Source organism: Moritella marina ATCC 15381, assembly GCF_008931805.1.
Lineage (GTDB): Bacteria > Pseudomonadota > Gammaproteobacteria > Enterobacterales > Moritellaceae > Moritella > Moritella marina.
Genome location: NZ_CP044399.1, coordinates 4,448,943 through 4,470,226, shown reverse-complemented (window position 1 = coordinate 4,470,226; position 21,284 = coordinate 4,448,943). Strand labels below are relative to the sequence as shown.

Below are 21,284 nucleotides of genomic sequence, written 5' to 3'. Positions count from 1 at the left end.
TCTTTTTTATTGGGTAAACGTTTAGCTATTCAGCTTGGGTTTGCCCGACTGATTTACACCGTATTTATTACACTACATGGAGTAAATTAAACAACTGTCACGCGGTGTAATTTACGTGGACTATCGGCATAATCAATGACTGCATAATGTTGGGTACTGCGGTTATCCCAAATAGCTAATGAATTGGTCTGCCACTTAAAACGCACTTGATACTCGGGTAGTCTAGCCATAGCAAACAGCTTGGCGAGTAACGCATTACTGTCCTCCCGATTCATACCAATAATATAACGGGTGAATTGCTCGTTAATAAATAAGATCTCTTCACCGGTGTCGGGATGGCGCGTGATAACAGGGTGCGATACCGGTGGGTTTTTTGCTGATACCGCGATGACATCTTTCTGCCAATCTTCCGTGATCTCGCTACTTTCAATACCATCAAAAGCAAACAAGGCATGCATCGCAGATAACTGACGTAATAGTATTTTATCTTGTTCTGGTAATGCGTTAAATACTGCCGTCATCGAGCACCATATGGTATCACCGCCACATTGAGGCACATGTTGGGCATGCAGCACCGAGGCAATAGAAGGTTGCTGACGCCAAGTTAAATCCGTATGCCAAAAACTTTCTAACGGTGGTTTGCCTTTAACCGTTTCAATAATACTGACTTGTGGCGCTTGCTCTACATGCGGGAAAAAAGGATGTGTCGGTTCTAATTCACCAAAACGCGCCGCAATGGTTAAATGTTGCTGCGGTGAAAATTCTTGGTCACGGAAAAAAATCACCTGATGGGTAAACCAAGCTTTATAAACGGCTGCAAATGTCGTGTCATCACAATTGACCAGATCCACATCGTGGATCAAGGCGCCTATATGCGGAGTAAGCAGCTCAATGTGCATGCCAATTACTCTTCAAGAGATGACGTCAGTGTTTCAACATTCGCATCTGTGGCTATACGATTTAAGTCCGTCACAATTTGCTGTTCAACTAATTTATCAGTTACGCCATCACTCAAACCATCAACTAAGCCATCAGTTTCAATCAATGCACCTTTCACTTTCTCTGTCAGGCTAATAATAAGTTCAGCCTGTTCATCATTAAGCACTTTTTGTTGGTTTAATTTATGACGCAGGGCATTATCAAAATACGCGATTTGTTCGATATAAGTTAAGCTCGAAATATCTTTTGCAAACAAATCAAATGCTACTGTTGCAATCGCGTCACGATAACGTAAGGCAATTTTTTCACTTTCCGAACTATCTATGCTGTTGATCCAATTAACTTCCGTCGTCACATTATTTGCACGACGTAAATCATCTTCAACGTGCGCAATGATGACATCAAGAATAGCTTGATCACGCGGCGCAAGCTCAATTGCATCTTTTAATTGCACAATACGTTGCTGGATCTGTGCATATGTTTCCGGGATCAATTTTTTATCCAGTTTTTTCATTTTCTGAATCAGTGGCGTATAAAAGTTGCTTTTTACAATTCTAATTTCAAGCTGTAATAAACGCGCTTGGATCTTAGCGCTACTTTTCTCATAGCCCTCAGTTGATTCATCATCTTCAATGTCTTCAATTAAATCAGCCGTACTTTCATGAATATCGTTTAATTCATTCTGCCATTGGCCATGAACAAGAGGAGATAAATAATTAATATCTGCAAGTTGCTGCGTTAAAAATACCGATACTAATGTTTTGATACGTACAGCACTATCTAACGCTTCTTGCGCTTCTTCAATTTTATCGGTTACTTTACTTTCTGATGGTCCACCAAAAAAACCTTGATCGTTAGGATCAAACTTCGCAACCAAGGTGCGCATTGAACGCACAGCAGAATTAATTTTTTTCCAACTATCCGGTGCAAAAAACACGTAATCTTCATTCTTACCGGCTTCATATTGCTGTTCAACATGCTCGGCTAAGGCTTTTACTTTTTGTATTGCCAGTGCCGCTTCATCCATGACTTCAGCACCATTGCTATTATCAACGTCACTTTGCGTTGATTCAGTCGACGCACAACCTGATAATCCTGCAGCCGATATAAGCATTGCTGCACACAGGGTTTTCTTCATGTTGTTCATCCCATCTTTACAGTATAAAAATAGGAATATTACCTAACACAAAGCAAGGTCACAATACAAAAACATGAAATCCGCGCTAATAACACATTTATAATGACGATCCCCCACCTAAGGGGGATCCTCTTGAACTAAATATCGCTTATATAAATACATGATATAAACGCTACCTACCTTCCGCTTACACACGCTTACAGTTTCTAACGATATATTCCACGATCATGCGGTCTTAATTTAAGTAGTAATTATGCTAGCGATTAATATAAATGTAGGGGCGAGAACGAATGATTCAAAGCAATGCAACTGATAGCAGCGGAAAACCAGGGTTCACTGGATTAACCCGTGTTATTAAAGCCACACAATATTCATTTAAAGGCCTACGCGCTGCCTTTAAACACGAATCAGCCATCAGACAAGAGCTATTACTGCTCATTATTTTCGCGCCAATCGCGCTGACCTTAGACATCACTAATGTCGAAAAAATACTACTGGTCGCCTCATTAGTGCTGGTCATTATTGTCGAGCTTATTAACTCAGCCATAGAAGCCGTTGTCGATCGTATCGGTACTGAACACCATGAATTAAGTGGTCGAGCGAAAGATATTGGCTCAGCTGCGGTGTTTGTTAGTTTGTGCTTAAGTGCGTTCATCTGGTTTGTAATTGTGGGGCAATAACGATGAGAATGTTACGTATTAATATCAGTATGACTAAATTTATCTTGCTATATTCATTATATTTTGGCTTTGTACTCAACATCCCGATTATCTCTCGTTTAATGGCGATAACCGCCGATAGCAATCTCGGCTTATTTGTCTATTCCGCACCACTATTATTGACCTGCGCCTTCGTGGTTATTTTTTCGTTATTTGCGTTGCCTTATTTTGCCAAACCATTCTTTATGCTCGTAGTCATGTCCTCCGCTGCCGCTTGTTATGCGACCTTAAAGTACGGGGTATTATTTGACTACAGTATGATTGAGAATGTAATTGAAACCAATTCCGGTGAAGTGAGCTCTTATATCAATTTTAGCTCCATGCTGTATCTTTTTGTTGCGGGTATTGTACCTGCGCTATTAATTGCCTTCGTGCGATTTAATACTCAAGAGCCATTACTTACACGTATTTTAAAAAGGCTCGTCTTAGTCGTCGTCGCAATTTTAATAGGCCTGTTGATTACAGTATGCTTTTATAAGGATTATGCTTCTGTCGGTCGTAACAATGCTTATCTCAACAAAATGATCGTACCTGCGCATATATTTAACACCTTCAAATATCTAAAAAACGAAGTATTTACTGAAAAATTAACTTATAAGCGCCAAGGTGAAGATGCCGTGTTATCTCCTGCGAAAAATAACAAGCCAACTTTAATGGTACTGATTGTCGGTGAAACAGCACGTTCAATGAACATTGGCTATAACGGTTATACACGTAATACCAATCCTTACACACAAGATATGAGCATCATTTCTTTCCAAAATGTAACGTCTTGTGGCACAGCAACTGCGCATTCATTACCTTGCATGTTCTCGAATTTAAACCACAGCGACTACAACAAAAGCAGAGCAAACAGCCAAGACGATGTACTAGATGTATTAACACATGCCAATGTCGACGTACTTTGGAAAGACGATGATGGCGGCGATAAATCGGTGGCGAAAGGCGTTAGGCTGATCAATGTCGATATACACCAAAAGACCGACCTTTGTGATGGTGAGAGCTGTTATGACGAAGTCATGCTGAAAACATTTGATGATGAAGTAGCCAATATGCAAGGCAATAAATTAATTGCTATGCATTTAATTGGTAGTCACGGGCCGACATATTTTAAGCGTTATCCACATAAACAAGCATTGTTCACCCCTGCATGTAATAAAAGTGATATTGAAAATTGCACCGACGAAGAAATCGTTAACGTTTACGACAATACCATTGCTTATACCGATTATGTGATTGCTGAAACGATTAAAAAATTGCAGGATTATGCCAAAGATTACAACGTGGCGTTGATGTATATGTCCGATCACGGTGAATCATTAGGTGAAAAGGGGCTATATCTACACGGTACACCTTACGCATTTGCCCCTGAAGAACAAACTCACGTACCTTTATTCATGTGGCTACCGCAGCAATACCTTGATGCAAAAGATATTGATAGAAGCTGTTTAATAAAGAAAGCCAAACAAGGCAGTTTCTCCCACGACAATCTATTCCATACTTTATTGGGCTTGTATGGCGTAAAGAGTGAAGTGATTAATCCGCGTTTGGATATTATCGCGAGTTGTCGTTTGTAGGAGATTGAGTTTATAACAGACTCTCCGATAATTGGTTATCCTATTATCGGAGAGTCTTTCACATAATAGACTTTTCACATTATAGAAATGTCGCTATAAAGTTAAATAAAGCGTCTTCTTACCCAGGTTAACAAACCTAGCGCAACTAAATAGAACCAATTAATCGCCCCACCACTACCGCTTGAGCTTCTTTCAACAGCATTACCATCAGGAATCACAGGTTGGCCATCAGGAATCACAGATTGGCCATCAACTGAGTGGGTTAAATTACTGATGATCACGCGATCATGTCCACCAGTAGTAAATCTGTCTTTCTTATATTCAAATACCACCGTATTACTATTTCGTGGTAAATTAACGCCCACTGATTTCGATTCTATACCACTGAATCGACTATCAAAACTACCATTTACATATACATTCAAGTAATCGTAATTTTCTTCTGTTGATACATTCATGTCGAAAGATAAACTGCCAACAGATAAACCAGTAATGATCACTTGTGCAAATTCATTGTCATTTAATACTGGGCTTTTTAATGTATTACTATTGCCAATCCATGAATTTGACGATGAATAGACGTTGGTATTAACGATCCTCACAGCGTTACTGACACTTCCCGAAGCAACTTCACTGCCAACATAGGATAAGGCAACAGCCACATGACTGATTTGTGGATGATCAGTAAGGAGACTGACTGCTACTTTCTCAAAATCGAATGTACTTACCGTATAGCGAACCGTTATAACGCAACTTTCATTAGCTCGAAGCTCTGCGCAACTGTTCGCAGTAATCACGCCACTAGATCCAGTCACCGCCGCACCCGATGTATGGATCGTTTGCCCAGTGGTATTACTGATAGAAAATGAATGTGTATATAGCCCAGCAGTCTTGGCACCAACATGCTCTAATTGATGGAAGCTCAACCCTTGTGTCTTGCCCGCTATCCAATCAGTGAAATGGCTAACATTCGCATAAACACCATAATTCCCCGCTTCAGCACAACCCTCGCCCCAACTAACGATCCCTAATTGGTCAAAACCACCAGCACTTGCAACGACGATCGGCCCACCACTGTCACCTTGGCAAGAATCATAACCACCACTCACAAAACCCGCACAAAATGCATTATCTTCATTGCGAATAATATCAGGGCACAAACTTTGCTCAACCAGAGGGACTGTGACTTGATATAGTTCACTTTTAAAAAGGTAGTCATCTCGGCCCTGAGCTTGATCGCCCCAACCCATTACCGTTAATGGTTCACCTGCAGAGAGGTTGTTACGTAAATACTGATCCGCCAAAGTAACAGCGGTATAATTGACATCATTTTCAAGTTCTAAAATCGCAATATCGTTACCAGTAGAAACACCTGCATAACCTTCATGCACGTAAACTTCTTTAACGCTATACCTGTGCTGCCCAGCATCTGCTTGCACTAAATCAGAAATACCAACAACAGCATCTAAATCTTGTCCTTTCTTACCTGCCACACAATGCGCTGCAGTTAATATATAGCGCTCGCCTATAAAGCTAGCACCACAAAATTGACCACTATTTATATCTCGATTTTTAGACACTAACGCGACCATAAATGGCCAGCTATCGCTATCACTTTTTGTGCCGTTAATGATCCTTTGACTCACCTCTTCAGACGCATGAAGTTGACTCAGTGAGAGTGGTACTAAAAACAAAAATGAAAGTATTCTCTTAAAATGCATAACCTAATCCTTGGCCAAACGGTTTTCGATTGATTTGATGTGTAATATATTTCACCAATCACAAATGAGAATAATTATCACTACAACCAGCAGTGAGTATAAGTATGTTTATATATTATTATTCAAGCCATTAATAAAAAAGAAAAAAGCCACATATTGACTAAGCAGATATCTCTAACATTAATTAAAACAGTATGAATTAACCAGTCAGTACATCTATACAAACCCTTACAAAACATGACAAAACTCTAGCTCGGTTAACTTGCTTAAGATTTGGTCTTATCTATAATCCCCGTCCATAAAATATTATATATAATCATATAACCAGCAGGTATCTCATGAAATCGATTACGACATTAAGTACTTTAGCCGCGCTTCTATTAGCGACAAATGTTCAAGCAAACCAAGATGTTTCTGGTTTTTACCTTGGTGCTGGTGTAGGTTCTACTGATGCAGAGCTAGAACAAGATTCACATTCAGTATCACCTTCAACGGATGGTTCAACACTGAAATTCATTGGTGGTTATCAATTCAATCGCATCGTCGCAATTGAAGCACAATATACTTCGTATGGTAAAATAGACCCTTCTTCTCAAGATTACGCGGAACCTAAAGCAATATCTTTAGCGGCAAATCTTGGTTACACATTTGAAAATGGTTTACGCCCATTTGGTGTGATTGGTCTATCTTCACTCGACCTCAATGAAAATATTAAAACACCAGGTTATGATGAAACGACTACAGCAGTTCGTTTTGGTGCAGGTCTAGAATATACTCCAGCAGCATTATCAGGCGTAAGTTTACGTGCTGGTTATGAAGCTGATGCTTTTGCTATTGATGCAGGCACTGCTTCAGATATAAATGTACTTATTGGTTCTGTATATGTAGCTGCATCTTACAAATTCTAATATTGTAAATGCATAGAATGGGACTCATGTTGCATGAGTTCCATTATCTAATCAAAAAGAAAAATCCTTCCAAGCGACTTCCATCTAATCTATATACAACTCCCATACTAATCGTAATTCTTACAACCTAGATATGCGTATGCGCACCATCAATTTCATCCTGCAATGCTTCTAATTGCGCCAAAATACCAAGAAACTTTTCACCAAACGCGGTCACGTGATACTCCACTCGAGGCGGTAATTCGTTATAAACCGTTTTATCTAAAATACCAAATTCAACATTACGTTTTAAACACTGATTGAGCACTTTAGTCGTCAGCCCTGCAACATTCCGCACCATCTCACCGGGTCTATTCACGTCATTAGCCAGTAACTGATAGACAGTCAACGACCATTTACAGCCATAAATACTTTCAACCATTCTTGCGCTATTTTCGGGTGCTGCTTTTCTTACAAATATTTTTTCTTTGTTATTCATAAAGATGTACCGATAAGTACCTAGGTTACCAATAAGTACTTACTATTTAATGAGTTAATTAACATCTAAGATTACCACATACCAAAACTTAGGAGAAAGAAAATGACATTTACACAATCAGGAATTGCACTCATCATTGGTGGCTCAAGTGGCATGGGCTTTGAAACAGCAAAACAGCTTGTAGCAAACAAAGTACCCGTAGTTATTATTGGTAATAATCAAAAAAAATTAGATAACGCCGTTGCCCAGTTAAATGAAATTGGTGATGCTTCTGGTATTCAATTAAATTTATATGACAAAGACAGTGTGGCTAAATTTATTACTGATATTGCCGTGCAAGAACATAATATTAGCTATCTTGTTAACTCCGCTGGCTATTTTAATCCTAAGCCTTTTGTCGAACATACAGAACAAGACTACGACCTGTATCATGAATTAAATAAAGCGACCTTTTTGCTCACGCAAGCCGTAACAAAACGCATGATCAACAATGGTGGTGGTAATGTGGTTAACATTGGTTCGATGTGGGGAAAACAAGCGATTAAAGCCACCCCTTCTTCAGCTTATTCAATGGCGAAAGCAGGTCTACATGCTTTAACGAAAAACATGGCGATGGAACTGGCAGAGCACAATATTAGAGTAAACGCGGTATCGCCTGCGGTGGTCAAAACACCAATATATGAAACTTTCATCAGCCCAGCAGAAATGGCATCAACATTAGCCAGCTTTAACGATTTCCACCCTATCGGTCGGGTCGGTACACCGGAAGACATAGCGAACAGTATTTGCTTCTTACTTTCCGATCAATCTAGTTGGGTAACAGGTGCTATTTGGGATGTAGACGGTGGTGTACTCGCGGGTCGAAATTAATAATAAAGAGTTGGTTGACTGTAAATGCTGGGTTATGTTCAGTATTTTAACAGCAACACTTAAGTTCTCATGAAGGGGTTTCAGTATGTTGTTACCCCGTCATAATTTCGCTAATATACCTAAAGTCTATTATCTTTAAGTATTAGCGATGACGTCATCAATGAATCTAGAATTATTTTCTCGAGAACCACAACAACAGCTCTTACCCTATGATGGCGAAGCTTGGCTGTATCCCAATTTTTTTACTGATCTAGATTTAGCTGAACTTAACTCCAGTATTCAATGGCAAGAACAGCAACTTTTTATGTACGATCAATGGGTCGTACCAAAACGATTAGTGTGTCTGTATACCAATAAGCAGCACAGTTATAACAACATGACCCATCCAATTTTAGATTGGCCAACATCACTGTTGCAGCTAGCTGATAAAATAACAGCGGTACATGGTGAACAGTTCAATGCTGTGTTATGTAATTTATACCGTGATGGTAGTGATTATGTTGGTTGGCATAGTGATGATGAAAATAACATGGATCAGAGTTGTATCGCCTCCGTGAGTGTTGGCGCTACACGCAGTTTTAAATTTCGCCATAAAACCACAAAAGAGCAAGTATCAGTTGAACTCGAACAGGGTGATTTACTACTCATGCGCTATTGCCAACAGCATTGGCATCACGCCTTACCCAAGCGACTTAAAGTTGATACATCTCGTATTAATTTAACGTTTCGGCGTATTATTTGAGTTTTATAGCCATGACCAATGGTCAATGGTCAAAAACAACAAACCGACTTTTATGGATTTGTCATTTAACTAGCGTATCCGAAAGCTAACTTGCCCCTTCCTTTTTGAATCCCTTCCGAAACGCTAGCCTAATAGTCATAAATACTCGAATATTCAGTACATTATTCGGGATTACCGTTGGTTCTACTCAGTATTACCTAGCACAGAATGGCATCTTTAGTGACATTTACCTTCTATAACAGCCGCATATAACCAATTCACAGAATTACCATCCCTAAATGGGTACTCAACTTCTTTACATTAAATTACAATGATATGATCAACCCCTGTCCTACATACAAATAAAAATCATTACGGAGATGATATGAAAAGAGTATTACCAATTTGTCTGGTTGCTGCTTTATTTTCAGGTTGTGCCACAGTCGAAAAAAAATCAGTTGTACAAACAGATATACAAACTCAATCTGTGAGTAAAACACTCAGTAACAACACCCAAGATTCAAAATCCCTTAAAAGAAAAGTGGCCATTGGTCGTTTCACAAATGAAACTACATATGGACAAGGTTTTTTTATCGATGAGGATAATAATCGCATTGGTAAACAAGCAATGGATATTTTATCAGCAAAGTTATTCGAAACTGATAAGTTCATCATGTTAGAACGTGCAGACCTAGATCAAATACAGAAAGAATTAACGATGGGCGGTAATTCCACGCTAAAAAATGCAGCTGATTTTATTATTGTAGGTTCAATTACAGAATTTGGTCGTAAAGAAGTTAGCGATGTGGGTATTTTTTCGAGAGTAAAAAAACAAGAAGCTAACGCGACAGTTCAAATCCGTTTGATTGATGTAACAACAGGACAAATTATCCATTCTGAAAGTGGTAAAGGTGTTGCTTATTCTGAAGCTGGTTCAGTGTTTGGTGTCGGTAATAAAGCGGGATACGACAGCTCTTTAAATGACAAAGTGCTAAATGTTGCTATTACCGATTTAGCTTCAAATGTTATTGAAAACATGCTTGATAAACCTTGGCGCTCTTATGTTTTAGCAAGTGAAGATAATAACCTAATTATATCTGGTGGGAAATCACAGAATATTACCCCCGGTACTGAATTTTCAATTATGAAACAAGGTAGCAAAGTTAAAAATCCACAAACAGGTATGTACATTACTTTACCTGGTAAACAGTTAGGTGTCATTCAAGTTATCAGTTCATTTGGCGATACAGCTGAATCAGAGGTTTCAATGTGTAGCTTAGTACAAGGCAACATTGATACGTATATTGAATCCCAGGATTACGCAAATCTTTACATTCAAGAAATTAAAAAGGGCTAAGTAATGAAAAATATAATTATATTGTTATTTATCACATTTGTTACTGCATGTGGATACAACTCAGGGACATCTACATCAGAGCCTGTCGCATACCTTTATTTCACTGGCGAAGCAAAAGGTGCGATGGTTTACATTGATGATTTAGCCCCATTCAAAATTAATAAAACAGGTATAAAAAATCAATATCAAGTAATACCAGGTAAACACCAAGTAATCATTAAACATGAAGAAAAAATATTAGTTAATCGGAATGTATTACTCGGAGATGGACATGAAAAAGAATTTTTTGTCCCAAAAGTACACTAAAAGGAAGATAAAAAATGAAGTTTAAAGTACCTATGATTATGTTATTCACAATCTTAGCCACAGGCTGTGCAACCAAAAAAAGCTCGATGTATAACTACGGTGATTACTCTGAAAGTTTTTATGCGATGAAGAAAGAAACAAACGCTGACACATCAATGGAATGGAAAAGCACACTTGAAGAGATTATCGCAGACTCTAAATCAGATAAGTTAAGAGTCCCACCAGGTGTATTCGCTAACCTTGGATATATTTACTTGCAAGCTAATAATACCGAGAAAGCAGTGTTCTTTTTTAAAGAAGAAAAAACAGCATACCCTGAATCTGGAAGATTCATGGATAATTTAATCAAGAAAGTAGAAGTACAAGGATAGTAAAATGCCAAACCGATTATTAAAATTTATGTTAGTAACACTTATAAGCGTAACGTTTTTAAGTGGTTGCGTTACACCAACATATGTAACTAAAGCTGACGAGTTTCCAGGTATGTACACAGAAAAACCGAAGTCATTATTGATTATGCCGCCAATGAACCTGAGTACAGCAGCAGATGCCAAAGATTACTATGCGACAACAATAGAGATGCCGATGGCTTTTCAAGGTTTCTATGTTTTTCCATATCAATTGACAGCTGAGGTGTTAAAACAGCAAGGTATTTATGATGCGGAATTAGTTTATGATATGCCCCTGGGAAAATTCCAAGAATATTTTGGCGCTGATGCAGTTTTGTTTACTAAGATCCAAAAATGGGATACGTCATATGCAGTTGTTGCCTCTTCATTGACTGTATCAATTGATGCGGAAATTAAATCAACGAAAACATCTGAAACATTATGGCAATATACAGGAACCGTTGTTGTTGACTTAACAGGTGGGAATAGCGGAGGCGGTCTAGCGGGGTTAATTGCAAGCGCCATTGTTACCGCGATCAATACAGCCGCAGCTGATTATACAAAATATGCGAAACAAGCAAATGGTCGTTTTATTTACTCTGTACCTGTAGGTCCATACCACCCTCAGCATTTAAAAGATCAGCAAGTAAAACTCATACAGCAAAGTGTAACTGTAGCTCAGTAGTTTTAATTTCATACTTAAGATATCTCAATATTCAATTTTTGAGATATCTTTTATCATCAATCTTTTAAATATAGTATCCGAGGGCGAACTTGAACCATCACTCCTTTCGGAAGAGAGTTAAAAATTCATAACCCCCTTAAAAAGATTTCAATGCCATGGTCACGTCATTGACAAATTTTGCCTCTGGTTTACATTGAGGGTGCTTTGCAATTACAACTTTGATACTCATCTCATTGATTCTCAACATACCTGTCGCTTCAACTAAGTTTGACTTGTGATCTTCAGATATATTAATTAAATCAGCTAAAAATCCATCGAACCAATTTAATCCAGTTAAAAAAACTATATGTTTAGGCTTCAGCCTTAGTATCTCTGCTTTTAGTATTTGATTACATGCTAGGAATTGAGCATCACACAAACTGTTACTAGGGTTTCCACCACCACTAGGTGCGATTTTATATAAATTTGACCAGATTAATTTTGAAGCCCAACTGTCATTTAGATTGGGTCGCTTAACTCTAAAGATATATTCCTAATTACCCGCCAAAAAGCAGACTTCTTTGTATTGTAATCATTAGAATCCCCCCAAGAAGATTCAACCCATTTTAATGGGCAACGATCATCGTCTGATATCGTTTTAAACATATCATTCACAAACTTATTTGCATCGATACTATCTAAGTCAAAAACATTCCCCCAGTCATTTACCGCTCGACCTACAAACATTAAGTTATTATCGTAGTCCTTGCCTTCCTGTGCGGAAAAACAACATAACTCTTTCTTACGATTTGTCAGTTTAGAATTAACCAGGTTATCTAACAGCTCAACATACTCATTTTCAATCATGAACACTCCAAAATTAACTAAATAAAATATTATACAAACCGCTAAAAGTCATACTTAATCGCAAAATAAAGAGTCATAATCTGCTCTTCAGCACTCTCAAAAAAACATGTATTCGTAATAAATGTAATACCATCATCTAAAGCGTTTCGAGGTATTGTCATATATGCTTCTAATTCATCAAGCGAAACACTCCCCCCCTGTAATGTAAGAATCAAACCACTAATTTTATATTTCGGCTTTAACTTTGTGATAAATTGCTCGATAGAAAAACGAATCAATGAAGTATTGTATTCAACATCGTCCATATTTAGATTTAACTCTATAGCTTTAAATTTTGAATTTTTGTCTAACCAGCAAGAAATATCCGCTCCATCGACATCAAAATAAGATGCTCCACACCTCACTTTTAAGTAAGCATCAATAACTGTTTTCAACGATTCTTCACTATCGTAATCATATCCATTAATGACTACATTAAACGCATCATCATCTACCAACGAAAGGTCTGTGATTTGTTCTGCAAACCCATGTTTCCAACAAGCTAATGATTCAGTAACAGCTTTCCTTGCCACCAGCCCTATTGGAATAAAATATTTAATACATTGACCACCATTCATGAACAGCCCCCGATTATTTACGCGAAATAGCGCAAACCAACTGAGTGATGGCGTGTGCTATATAACTATATTATTTATGACGCTAACATATCCTCTAAAGTAGCGAGTGCTTATTAAGTAAATATTAATTAAAAAACCAATTGATATAGAAGGATTTTCTGTTTCAAGAAGAACTGGTAAGTTATGTGCTGAATGGACAGGGTTAGGTAGTACATGTATTAATTGTTGTTGCGCATTATCAGCATTAAACCTCGAAAAGTTTGATTAAACGGGTAAATTAATAAATTGTTAATAATGGCGCGATTCTATGTAATTCCGCAATGGTTAGTGTATGTTTATTGTTCATGAGATTTTCCTGTAAGTTTGTGTGTTAGCCGCTTAATAGCCCCGAAACTATTAAGCGGTTTTTTTTGCCTTTACCTGTCCGCCCCCGTGCGCTAAACCAGGTACATCAATCAAATTAAAGGCGTCCTCACGTCATATCAATTAGAAAAAGTAAACGAGAATAATTTAAGCCCAAAGGTGTAATGTTCCATTCAGATCAAGGTTGCCATTATACAAGCAGGCAGTTCCGTCAAAAGCTGTGGCGTGATCGGATAAAAAAGCATGAGTCGACGTGGCAATTGTTGGGATAATACTCCAATGGACAGGACAGTGTTGGATCTAGTTAGATCCCCTTCCGCACAGATTCTGCATACGAAAATACCGGATATGGACAAGAGTAAATTATCTAAGGGTAATAATTTGAGTTTATTAGAGAGTACTTTTGAAGATATAAATTAAGGAAAACGAGGGTAACTTGTTTTGGAAATAAATAGCATTGTGCCAGATACAACAAAGCCCCAACTTTCGTTGAGGCTCTATTACTTAAATATGGTGCCCGAGGACGGACTTGAACCGTCACTCCTTTCGGAAGAGGATTTTGAATTCCTTGAGACGCCTTTGCAGTAGTGATAAATACTAGGATCTTGTTGGGTATTCTTGTCCATAATTTGGGATTGTGTTGGATTTAGTTAGCTACTGATTTGCACAGGAGTAGCGCAGCCAGATTACTTAGCTGGCTGAGGAAGCTTTTTTCCTTGAAGTAAATTATAGCAAATCACCCAAAAGTTTACTTTTTTGACTCGGCCTAACCTTTCTTGCAATGGGTATGCACTTTCTATATGGAACCTCATTTTACCTCGTTCTTTCCAGACACGATAAACAACTTGATAAACGATCTCCGTACCATCGTCTTGAGTAATTTTACAGCTACAATAACGACTATAGCCGCCGTGGTAACAAAATTTTTCAGGTAATAATTCTACGATCTGAGGTAAATGTTTAGATAACTCAAAACGAGTTACATCAAAAGCTCTTTGGTCTGATGGATAAGGATATATAGAGAGAAGATCTAAGTTTTCTTCTTCCTTAAGACCGCGTGTAAACACATGATGTGAAAAAGTAAAAAAACAGCGTGTAGCTTTCATTACGTTCGGGATGTTGAAAGGTATGCTTGCAAGCATTTAAGTGGCTAAAATCAAATTCAGTTTCGTCAATATAAAAACTTTTCCATTGCTGAACTTCATGGTCAGCCAGGTTAAAGAGTCTTTTATTTGCCACTTACTGATATTTTCCTTACGCCAGAAATAACAAAGGCTCCATCTAGGGAGCCTTCGCCAAGAAATAATCTTGGATTCAGAACACCATTACCGGGCATTGCCTCGACCTCTAAGAGGTTGTGTGATGTCATGTCAAAAACATGTCTGCTACATCAATAAATTAATTATACTAGAATATCCCCGAATGACAACTAAAGATCTTTGAAGCAGCTTAGACTTTCGGCTCAATACCATCAGCGATCATACCTTTATACTTACGCACGACCTTACGAGCTTGATTGATATCGATATCAGGGAATCGGCCGATCGTGATACTACATTTACGGGTATTGAATTTATAACGTAATAGAAAGCGCTTATTACCTGTCTTACCGGATAAATTTTTTAAGCCGATGATTTCGGTATCGGAGACTTCAAGTTCTGTTGATGATGAATTACTTGGGTTGGAATACAACCCTTTAACCCACTCCACACAATCATGATCGATATACACAGAAAGCAATCAAACATTGATTATAAAAATGCTTCATATCATCACTTAAACATTCCATCTAATGCTAACGAGTCTCCAATTAAGTTTACCGTTAAACTTCTTTCTAAATAATAATCAGTAAAGTACTAAAACCTGTTTTAGGTCGTCCTAAATCCTGTTCTAGGGCGTTTGTAATCATGATCATTGACATACTAATGCCTCTTTCAGTCTAAATCAGGAATTATTCAAGTGAAATTATCCGTCGTACTTATTATATTTCTATGTATTATTAAGGTAGCCTCTGCCAGCTCTGTTGGGTTTCAGCAGTTCCAGTTAAGTGATAATGTAAGTCGTCCGTTAGATGTAACTATCTGGTACCCCACCTTACAAAATTCAGCATCAATATCAGTAGCCGAAAATATTGCTTTTGTAGGTACGAAAGTAATCAAAGATGCCTCGTTCCCCCCAAAAAAGCACCCCCTTGTATTGCTATCGCATGGGTATCGCGGCAGCTGGCGAAATCTAAACTGGCTAGCCAATGAATTGGCAATAAAAGGTTTTGTGGTGGCAGCTCCCAACCATCCCGGCACAACAACGTTTGACCATTCTGCATTGCAAGCATCCCGGTGGTGGCAACGTCCTCACGATTTGGTGCGCGTATTAGATCACTTACTGGAAGATACAGCTTGGCGCACCGTAGTTGATACGGAAAGCGTATCTGCTATCGGTCACTCGATGGGAGGCTGGAGCGTCATGCAGTTAGTCGGCGCACAACTTGATCGCAACACGTTTCAAAAGCAGTGTCGGCTGTATCCCAACCCTAGAACCTGTGGCCTAGGAAACGAGCTTGGACTAACTTCACCACAGCCTGGAGAGCCTAAATCTTTTAACTTCTATGATCCTAGAATCAAAAAATCAGTAATTTTAGATCTAGGTTTAGCACGAAGCTTCTCTATAGAAAGTATGAGTAAGGTGAACACGCCTGTACTGATCTTAGGTGCAGGGATCGATATAGGGGATTTGCCCCAAACAATGGAATCCGGTTATTTGGCCGAACATCTACCATTATTTAACCGCCGCTATAAGGTGTATGAACAGGCAATGCATTTCAGCTTCGTGCAATTATGTAAACCTAATGCAATAGCTCTCATCGAAGAGGAAACACCAGGTGATGGAATTGTGTGTAAGGACGGCGTAGGTATAAAAAGACAAGAACTACATAATCAGATCTTTAAGGATATTTTGGGCTTCATAACTCATTCATAACAAATTAACCGCATGTAATATATAGGGTACTATCGTCACTCTGGATAGTACCCTGTATAAATTTAATATCATTACTTTACTAAAATCACTGCTGTATCATACCTATATACGCTCGGTGTTTTCCCTGTGATACGCACAAATTCACGGTTAAAGTTCGACTTTGTTTGAAAACCAGAACTAAGATAGATATCAGTTATACTGTCTTCACTACTAATAAGTAGCTTTTTGGCATATGTGATACGGTACTCATTGAGCACTTTAGAGATATTCATCGCGCAAACTTGATTAACGGCCATTGAAACTTGCCGTGCAGGAGTACCTATTTTTCGCGATAAACGACCCAAGGTTAAATTTGGATCGCGGAACGCTTCTTGTTCCTGCATCAGAGCATCAATTTTGTGCACAATGTTCTTAGCATCCAGCTCTGACAGTCGAACACTTTTCAGGGGCGAATCAATACGACCATCTGTCGAATAATTTGGTTGTGAATCTGATAATGTCTCAGGCTCTGCTCTAAATGTACTGAAACCAACAATGATGACGCCAACAACCACCGTTGGAATAAGAAGAAGATAACTAAGCGATAAGATGTATAGCGCATGCTCTCCCCCATAAACAATAAAATCAAGCGACAGCACGCCATCAATGCAAGCAGACACAAGTAACATAATACCTGCAATACGCTCCGCAAGGACCACACGTTCAGCATCACAAAGCCGAACATCTTCCGGTATCGAGAATGAGTACCGAATGAGTAAAGCACCATAGCCCAAATAGAGCATAGTTAAAATGACATCTATCGCGTCAATCCAGAATTGGAACCAAAATGAACATACAGTGATGACAATAGGTCCTAACAAGTGCAGTAACGAAATACGTCCTCTGTAGTGTGCTTTAGCAAAAATATACCAAGCCGTAACTGGCAAAAACGACGCGAAAATCGGTTGTAGAAACCTGAATATTGCCACATCAGACGTCCAGCGTAGTCCAACAACTAGCGTACTTACTGCACACAAAATAATGAACAAAGAAGGTATTTTTCCCTCAATGGGCAATTTGGTGAATAGAAGTATGGCGATAATCACAAGTAGCAGTGACATGACAAAAGGTAGTGGTATGGCAAGCATTAAGATTCCATTATGATATTAAGGTCTGCGATAAGATTATGCTTTTAGCAATCGTATAAGCAGTGATAGCTTATCGTTAAGCTACCACCCTGCTAGCAGTTATAAAATATAACATTATGCATAGTAAGTTAAAATTAACAAAATACGGATAATTATTTAAAGTAGGTTATATGTATATTTAATTAGTCTCCGTAAGGCCTCACAAAAACAATCTTGAACCACACTACAAACATCATATATCTACCGAAAAAAAGACCTGGACAGGACTAGGACCGTAAAGTACCGGAATCCCAGTTAACTTGTTGCCATGCTAATACTGCTACTAACAACCACCAGCAAAACTAACAATCTTCAAAGTACAGGACACCCTTGGATCGAGTGAGATCCCCTTGCGTACAGATTCTGCATGCGAAAGTACCGGATATGGACAGGGGTAAGTTTTCTAAGGGTAATAACGAGAGTTTATTGCTGAATATTTTTGAGGATATAACGTAAGGAAAGTTAGCGTAAGCTTTTGATAGTACCAGATACAACAAAGCCCCAACTTTCGTTGAGGCTCTATTACTTAAATATGGTGCCCGAGGACGGACTTGAACCGTCACTCCTTTCGGAAGAGGATTTTGAATCCACCGCGTCTACCGATTTCACCACTCGGGCATAGCTCAGTATTATACATAGCAAACGATGCCAAGCAAGGCGTTTCTCAATATCACCAAAACAACTGCTCAAAATTAAAGCAAACGGTATGAAACGCGTAAAAAAAGACCCGCAACAATCGGTTATCCAACTGTTACGGGTCACTTAATACCTCGGCTTTTCCACCTAAGCTAGATGATTAAAGTCATAAAGCTTAAGGCGTATAGAACGTAGCCGCACCAGGACCAACTGGTAGACCGAATACAAATACCCAAAGGTAGAATAGAACGCTCCAACCAACCATGAAGCAGATTGAGTAAGGTAGCATAGTCGCGATCAGCGTACCGATACCTAAGTTCTTCATATAACGTGTTGCAACAGCAAGGATAAGACCAAAGTAGCTCATCATCGGTGTGATGATGTTCGTTGCAGAATCACCAATACGGTATGCCGCTTGGATCGTTTCAGGTGCATAACCTACCAGCATTAACATTGGGATAAAGATAGGTGCTGTTACTGCCCACTGAGCAGATGCAGAACCAATCATCAGGTTAATGAAACCACACATTAAAATGAATGCAAAGAACAGCATTGGACCTGTTAAGCCGATATCTTGTAGGAAAGTGGCGCCACCTACAGCGAATACTTGACCGAAGTTAGTCCATTTAAAGAAAGCAACAAACTGTGCGGCGAAGAATACCAGTACGATGTACATGCCCATAGAAGACATAGACTTAGACATTGCATCAATCACATCACGGTCAGTTTTCATTGAACCGGTCACTTTACCGTAAACAAAACCAGGAATAGCAAAGAATACAAAAATAAAGGCAACAATACTCTTCAGGAATGGTGAACCAGAAATCGTACCAGCATCTGAACGTAACACACCATCTACAGGCACAATAGTCCAAGCTAGTAGCGCAGATACAGCCAGCACAGCAATACCAGCTAATTTAAGACCTTTCTTCTCAACACTAGTCAGTTTACCCATTTTATCATTTGACAGATCTTCTGACGCTTCTTCATCATTGTATTTACCTAATTTAGGCTCAACGATTTTTTCGGTTACGAATGCACCCGTGATAGCAATGAAGAAAGTAGAAACAAACATGAAGTACCAGTTTGCTTCAGGACCAACGGTGTAAGATGGGTCAATCATTTGCGCCGCTGTTTCGGTAATACCTGACAGCAATGGATCAACAGTACCAATCAATAGGTTTGCAGAATAACCACCAGATACACCAGCGAATGCAGCAGCAAGACCAGCCAATGGGTGACGACCCAAAGAGTGGAATAGCATAGCAGCAAGTGGGATAAGCACTACGTAACCAAGCTCAGATGCAGTATTAGAAATAATACCTGCAAACACGACAGTTACAGTTACCATGCGCTTAGATGCGCCCATCACTAAACCACGCATAGCGGCAGACAATAGACCTGAGTATTCAGCAATTGCAACACCAAGCATAGCAACAAGCACAGTACCTAATGGCGCAAAACCAACAAAGTTCTTCACTAGATTGGTAACAATAAGCTGTAAGCCTTCTGCATTAAACAGACTCACTACGTGGATCATGCCATCCGCAGCGCGGCCTTTAGCGCCTTCTGGTCGAGGATCCATAACAGACACCTCAAAGTAACCAGCGATACCAGAAGAGACGAGAATAGCAACACAGAGAATTGCAAAAAGCGTGATTGGGTGAGGTAGTAGATTACCTAAGTATTCAACACCATCTAAGAAACGCGTAAATAACGGCTTCTTTAGTGAGTTATTTTTAATTGAAGCAGATGAGCTCATCTGACACTCCTTGTTAATGTTATCCTGATTTAATGATAATGTTTAAATTTCGGACGGAGGATACTGACAAACGAACAAAAAAAGTATATGGATTGTTAAAAAAAATTACAAATTGTGTGATCAATCATGTTTCTAAACACTCGTCGAACACAAAACAAACAGAGCACTTCACTGCCAAGTTACCCATAAATCGTTCACTTACACTAATTTACACTCAAAAAACCAACGAAACACCCACACCCATGAGGTTTAATGTCATAACTTGTCCCCATACGTGGTTATTACTAACGTTCATATTCCCTGTTAAATAGAAATCCACTCTTTAGAATGTAACCCTCCAGCAGACTATTTAGCACTACCAAGGTTAGCTTTTTTTGCTACACTGTTTCCACTTTCGAGATAACCCTGAAGACATGGCTGGATTCATAATGGCGAAGAAAAACAAACTTAAAAAACTAAAGCAAACTCCTGCAGCAGAGGTAGGTGAAACCGCATCAATTGCCACTTTTGGCCCTCGTATCGGCGCACTCGTTTATGACGCCTTAATTGTCACCGGTATCGCGGCACTTTCGAGCGCTATTGGTCTTGGTATTGCCGAAGCACTTATTGCAACGGGTGTCGTCGATATTGCAGGTCGTTATGTTGATAGCGCCGCCTATGCTGGCAACCAGATTTGGTTTGCAATCTTAGTATGGGGTTCTGTCGCAGGGTTTTACTTATGGTTCTGGACCCATGGCGGTCAAACTGTAGGTATGCGCGCTTGGCGTCTACGCGTACAAAATGCCGATGGCAGTGCAATTAGCCTAACGCAAGCGGCGATTCGTTTAGCAACATCAGCCTGTGGACTCGGTAACTTACAAGTTCCGTTTGATATGAAAAACCGTGCTTTTCAAGATCACTGGTCAAACTGTAATGTATTACGCTTAAGCAAAGAACAAAACGGTTCACTGCTACGCTATGCAGATAAACTGAAGCAGAAAAAATAATCTGTCTCCCCCTGCTTAACAACAAACTTAAATACAAGTTTCCACTAAACAAAGCAAGTAGACAGCACCAGTAACAGAAACAAAAATGGCAACCAATTGGTTGCCATTTTTACATTCGTATCTA

The 21,284-nt window shown here is 39.0% G+C and carries 21 protein-coding genes, 1 tRNA gene and 1 pseudogene; 12 read left to right on the top strand and 11 right to left on the bottom strand.

The features are described 5' to 3' along the window. Nucleotides 1-86: 86 nt before the first annotated feature. Complete coding sequence (locus tag FR932_RS20175; protein ID WP_019441360.1) at nucleotides 87-899, bottom strand: TauD/TfdA dioxygenase family protein; 813 nt, start codon at nucleotides 897-899, stop codon at nucleotides 87-89. 5 nt (nucleotides 900-904) lie between these two features. Continuing rightward, nucleotides 905-2,077, bottom strand: a complete 1,173-nt coding sequence (locus FR932_RS20170) for a putative periplasmic lipoprotein (protein ID WP_019441359.1) — start codon at nucleotides 2,075-2,077, stop codon at nucleotides 905-907. 290 nt (nucleotides 2,078-2,367) lie between these two features. Between FR932_RS20170 and FR932_RS20165 the strand changes: the two genes are divergently transcribed. Both FR932_RS20165 and FR932_RS20160 read left to right on the top strand, forming a co-directional pair. Beyond that, nucleotides 2,368-2,757: a diacylglycerol kinase gene (locus FR932_RS20165; protein ID WP_019441358.1), complete on the top strand. Its 390-nt coding sequence runs from the start codon at nucleotides 2,368-2,370 to the stop codon at nucleotides 2,755-2,757. A gap of 2 nt (nucleotides 2,758-2,759) precedes the next feature. After that, nucleotides 2,760-4,373, top strand: a complete 1,614-nt coding sequence (locus FR932_RS20160) for a phosphoethanolamine transferase (protein ID WP_026032133.1) — start codon at nucleotides 2,760-2,762, stop codon at nucleotides 4,371-4,373. A 101-nt stretch (nucleotides 4,374-4,474) separates the two neighbouring features. On the opposite strand, the gene FR932_RS20155 is transcribed toward FR932_RS20160, so the two are convergent. After that, complete coding sequence (locus FR932_RS20155; RefSeq protein ID WP_019441356.1) at nucleotides 4,475-6,094, bottom strand: trypsin-like serine protease; 1,620 nt, start codon at nucleotides 6,092-6,094, stop codon at nucleotides 4,475-4,477. 338 nt (nucleotides 6,095-6,432) lie between these two features. Here FR932_RS20155 and FR932_RS20150 point away from each other — a divergent pair, with 338 nt between their 5' ends. Then, entirely contained in the window at nucleotides 6,433-7,002 is a 570-nt protein-coding gene (locus FR932_RS20150; protein WP_019441355.1) for a porin family protein, read from the top strand. A gap of 127 nt (nucleotides 7,003-7,129) precedes the next feature. Here the strand turns inward: FR932_RS20150 and FR932_RS20145 are convergent, their stop codons facing one another. After that, nucleotides 7,130-7,480 carry a winged helix-turn-helix transcriptional regulator gene (locus FR932_RS20145; protein WP_019441354.1) on the bottom strand — a complete coding sequence of 117 codons (351 nt, stop codon included), beginning with the start codon at nucleotides 7,478-7,480 and terminating at the stop codon, nucleotides 7,130-7,132. A 102-nt stretch (nucleotides 7,481-7,582) separates the two neighbouring features. On the opposite strand from FR932_RS20145, the gene FR932_RS20140 reads away from it, so the two are divergent. From FR932_RS20140 to FR932_RS20115, 6 genes are all read left to right on the top strand, one after another. Beyond that, nucleotides 7,583-8,350, top strand: a complete 768-nt coding sequence (locus tag FR932_RS20140; protein WP_019441353.1) for an SDR family NAD(P)-dependent oxidoreductase — start codon at nucleotides 7,583-7,585, stop codon at nucleotides 8,348-8,350. Nucleotides 8,351-8,498: 148 nt separating this feature from the next. Further along, nucleotides 8,499-9,092, top strand: coding sequence for an alpha-ketoglutarate-dependent dioxygenase AlkB family protein (locus tag FR932_RS20135; RefSeq protein WP_019628965.1), 594 nt, complete (start codon nucleotides 8,499-8,501; stop codon nucleotides 9,090-9,092). Nucleotides 9,093-9,456: 364 nt separating this feature from the next. Continuing rightward, nucleotides 9,457-10,428: a CsgG/HfaB family protein gene (locus FR932_RS20130; protein WP_019441351.1), complete on the top strand. Its 972-nt coding sequence runs from the start codon at nucleotides 9,457-9,459 to the stop codon at nucleotides 10,426-10,428. A 3-nt stretch (nucleotides 10,429-10,431) separates the two neighbouring features. Beyond that, nucleotides 10,432-10,734: a hypothetical protein gene (locus tag FR932_RS20125; protein ID WP_019441350.1), complete on the top strand. Its 303-nt coding sequence runs from the start codon at nucleotides 10,432-10,434 to the stop codon at nucleotides 10,732-10,734. 14 nt (nucleotides 10,735-10,748) lie between these two features. Next, complete coding sequence (locus FR932_RS20120) at nucleotides 10,749-11,105, top strand: DUF4810 domain-containing protein (RefSeq protein ID WP_019441349.1); 357 nt, start codon at nucleotides 10,749-10,751, stop codon at nucleotides 11,103-11,105. Between the two features lie 4 nt (nucleotides 11,106-11,109). Beyond that, nucleotides 11,110-11,808 (top strand): GNA1162 family protein, encoded by a 699-nt coding sequence (locus FR932_RS20115; RefSeq protein WP_019441348.1) that lies wholly within the window; start codon nucleotides 11,110-11,112, stop codon nucleotides 11,806-11,808. 498 nt (nucleotides 11,809-12,306) lie between these two features. Here the strand turns inward: FR932_RS20115 and FR932_RS20105 are convergent, their stop codons facing one another. Next, entirely contained in the window at nucleotides 12,307-12,654 is a 348-nt protein-coding gene (locus FR932_RS20105; protein WP_019441346.1) for a hypothetical protein, read from the bottom strand. Between the two features lie 41 nt (nucleotides 12,655-12,695). Next, entirely contained in the window at nucleotides 12,696-13,271 is a 576-nt protein-coding gene (locus tag FR932_RS20100) for a hypothetical protein (protein ID WP_019441345.1), read from the bottom strand. A 512-nt stretch (nucleotides 13,272-13,783) separates the two neighbouring features. On the opposite strand from FR932_RS20100, the pseudogene FR932_RS20095 reads away from it, so the two are divergent. Next, a pseudogene (locus FR932_RS20095) lies at nucleotides 13,784-13,922 on the top strand (IS3 family transposase); the annotation flags it as partial. Nucleotides 13,923-14,320: 398 nt separating this feature from the next. Here FR932_RS20095 and FR932_RS20090 read toward each other — a convergent pair. Both FR932_RS20090 and FR932_RS20085 read right to left on the bottom strand, forming a co-directional pair. Further along, complete coding sequence (locus FR932_RS20090) at nucleotides 14,321-14,740, bottom strand: heat-shock protein (RefSeq protein ID WP_240532454.1); 420 nt, start codon at nucleotides 14,738-14,740, stop codon at nucleotides 14,321-14,323. A gap of 343 nt (nucleotides 14,741-15,083) precedes the next feature. Further along, nucleotides 15,084-15,365: an Arm DNA-binding domain-containing protein gene (locus FR932_RS20085; RefSeq protein WP_019443283.1), complete on the bottom strand. Its 282-nt coding sequence runs from the start codon at nucleotides 15,363-15,365 to the stop codon at nucleotides 15,084-15,086. A gap of 228 nt (nucleotides 15,366-15,593) precedes the next feature. Here FR932_RS20085 and FR932_RS20080 point away from each other — a divergent pair, with 228 nt between their 5' ends. Continuing rightward, entirely contained in the window at nucleotides 15,594-16,610 is a 1,017-nt protein-coding gene (locus FR932_RS20080; protein ID WP_019443282.1) for an alpha/beta hydrolase family protein, read from the top strand. 71 nt (nucleotides 16,611-16,681) lie between these two features. Here the strand turns inward: FR932_RS20080 and FR932_RS20075 are convergent, their stop codons facing one another. The 3 genes from FR932_RS20075 to FR932_RS20065 form a co-directional block, all read right to left on the bottom strand. Beyond that, nucleotides 16,682-17,638 carry a helix-turn-helix domain-containing protein gene (locus tag FR932_RS20075; RefSeq protein WP_240532453.1) on the bottom strand — a complete coding sequence of 319 codons (957 nt, stop codon included), beginning with the start codon at nucleotides 17,636-17,638 and terminating at the stop codon, nucleotides 16,682-16,684. 671 nt (nucleotides 17,639-18,309) lie between these two features. Next, a tRNA-Leu gene (locus FR932_RS20070) sits at nucleotides 18,310-18,394 on the bottom strand. A gap of 193 nt (nucleotides 18,395-18,587) precedes the next feature. Continuing rightward, nucleotides 18,588-20,174 (bottom strand): AbgT family transporter, encoded by a 1,587-nt coding sequence (locus tag FR932_RS20065; RefSeq protein WP_019442209.1) that lies wholly within the window; start codon nucleotides 20,172-20,174, stop codon nucleotides 18,588-18,590. A gap of 428 nt (nucleotides 20,175-20,602) precedes the next feature. Here FR932_RS20065 and FR932_RS20060 point away from each other — a divergent pair, with 428 nt between their 5' ends. Then, nucleotides 20,603-21,160, top strand: a complete 558-nt coding sequence (locus FR932_RS20060) for an RDD family protein (RefSeq protein ID WP_019442208.1) — start codon at nucleotides 20,603-20,605, stop codon at nucleotides 21,158-21,160. The last annotated feature ends 124 nt before the right edge of the window (nucleotides 21,161-21,284 follow it).

Excerpts from the sequence above, each read along its gene's own strand:
- FR932_RS20175 (WP_019441360.1), bottom strand. The coding sequence starts at position 899 with ATGCACATTGAGCTGCTTACTCCGCATATAGGCGCCTTGATCCACGAT.
- FR932_RS20170 (WP_019441359.1), bottom strand. The coding sequence starts at position 2,077 with ATGAAGAAAACCCTGTGTGCAGCAATGCTTATATCGGCTGCAGGATTA.
- FR932_RS20165 (WP_019441358.1), top strand. The coding sequence starts at position 2,368 with ATGATTCAAAGCAATGCAACTGATAGCAGCGGAAAACCAGGGTTCACT.
- FR932_RS20160 (WP_026032133.1), top strand. The coding sequence starts at position 2,760 with ATGAGAATGTTACGTATTAATATCAGTATGACTAAATTTATCTTGCTA.
- FR932_RS20155 (WP_019441356.1), bottom strand. The coding sequence starts at position 6,094 with ATGCATTTTAAGAGAATACTTTCATTTTTGTTTTTAGTACCACTCTCA.
- FR932_RS20150 (WP_019441355.1), top strand. The coding sequence starts at position 6,433 with ATGAAATCGATTACGACATTAAGTACTTTAGCCGCGCTTCTATTAGCG.
- FR932_RS20145 (WP_019441354.1), bottom strand. The coding sequence starts at position 7,480 with ATGAATAACAAAGAAAAAATATTTGTAAGAAAAGCAGCACCCGAAAAT.
- FR932_RS20140 (WP_019441353.1), top strand. The coding sequence starts at position 7,583 with ATGACATTTACACAATCAGGAATTGCACTCATCATTGGTGGCTCAAGT.
- FR932_RS20135 (WP_019628965.1), top strand. The coding sequence starts at position 8,499 with ATGACGTCATCAATGAATCTAGAATTATTTTCTCGAGAACCACAACAA.
- FR932_RS20130 (WP_019441351.1), top strand. The coding sequence starts at position 9,457 with ATGAAAAGAGTATTACCAATTTGTCTGGTTGCTGCTTTATTTTCAGGT.
- FR932_RS20125 (WP_019441350.1), top strand. The coding sequence starts at position 10,432 with ATGAAAAATATAATTATATTGTTATTTATCACATTTGTTACTGCATGT.
- FR932_RS20120 (WP_019441349.1), top strand. The coding sequence starts at position 10,749 with ATGAAGTTTAAAGTACCTATGATTATGTTATTCACAATCTTAGCCACA.
- FR932_RS20115 (WP_019441348.1), top strand. The coding sequence starts at position 11,110 with ATGCCAAACCGATTATTAAAATTTATGTTAGTAACACTTATAAGCGTA.
- FR932_RS20105 (WP_019441346.1), bottom strand. The coding sequence starts at position 12,654 with ATGATTGAAAATGAGTATGTTGAGCTGTTAGATAACCTGGTTAATTCT.
- FR932_RS20100 (WP_019441345.1), bottom strand. The coding sequence starts at position 13,271 with ATGAATGGTGGTCAATGTATTAAATATTTTATTCCAATAGGGCTGGTG.
- FR932_RS20090 (WP_240532454.1), bottom strand. The coding sequence starts at position 14,740 with ATGAAAGCTACACGCTGTTTTTTTACTTTTTCACATCATGTGTTTACA.
- FR932_RS20065 (WP_019442209.1), bottom strand. The coding sequence starts at position 20,174 with ATGAGCTCATCTGCTTCAATTAAAAATAACTCACTAAAGAAGCCGTTA.
- FR932_RS20060 (WP_019442208.1), top strand. The coding sequence starts at position 20,603 with ATGGCGAAGAAAAACAAACTTAAAAAACTAAAGCAAACTCCTGCAGCA.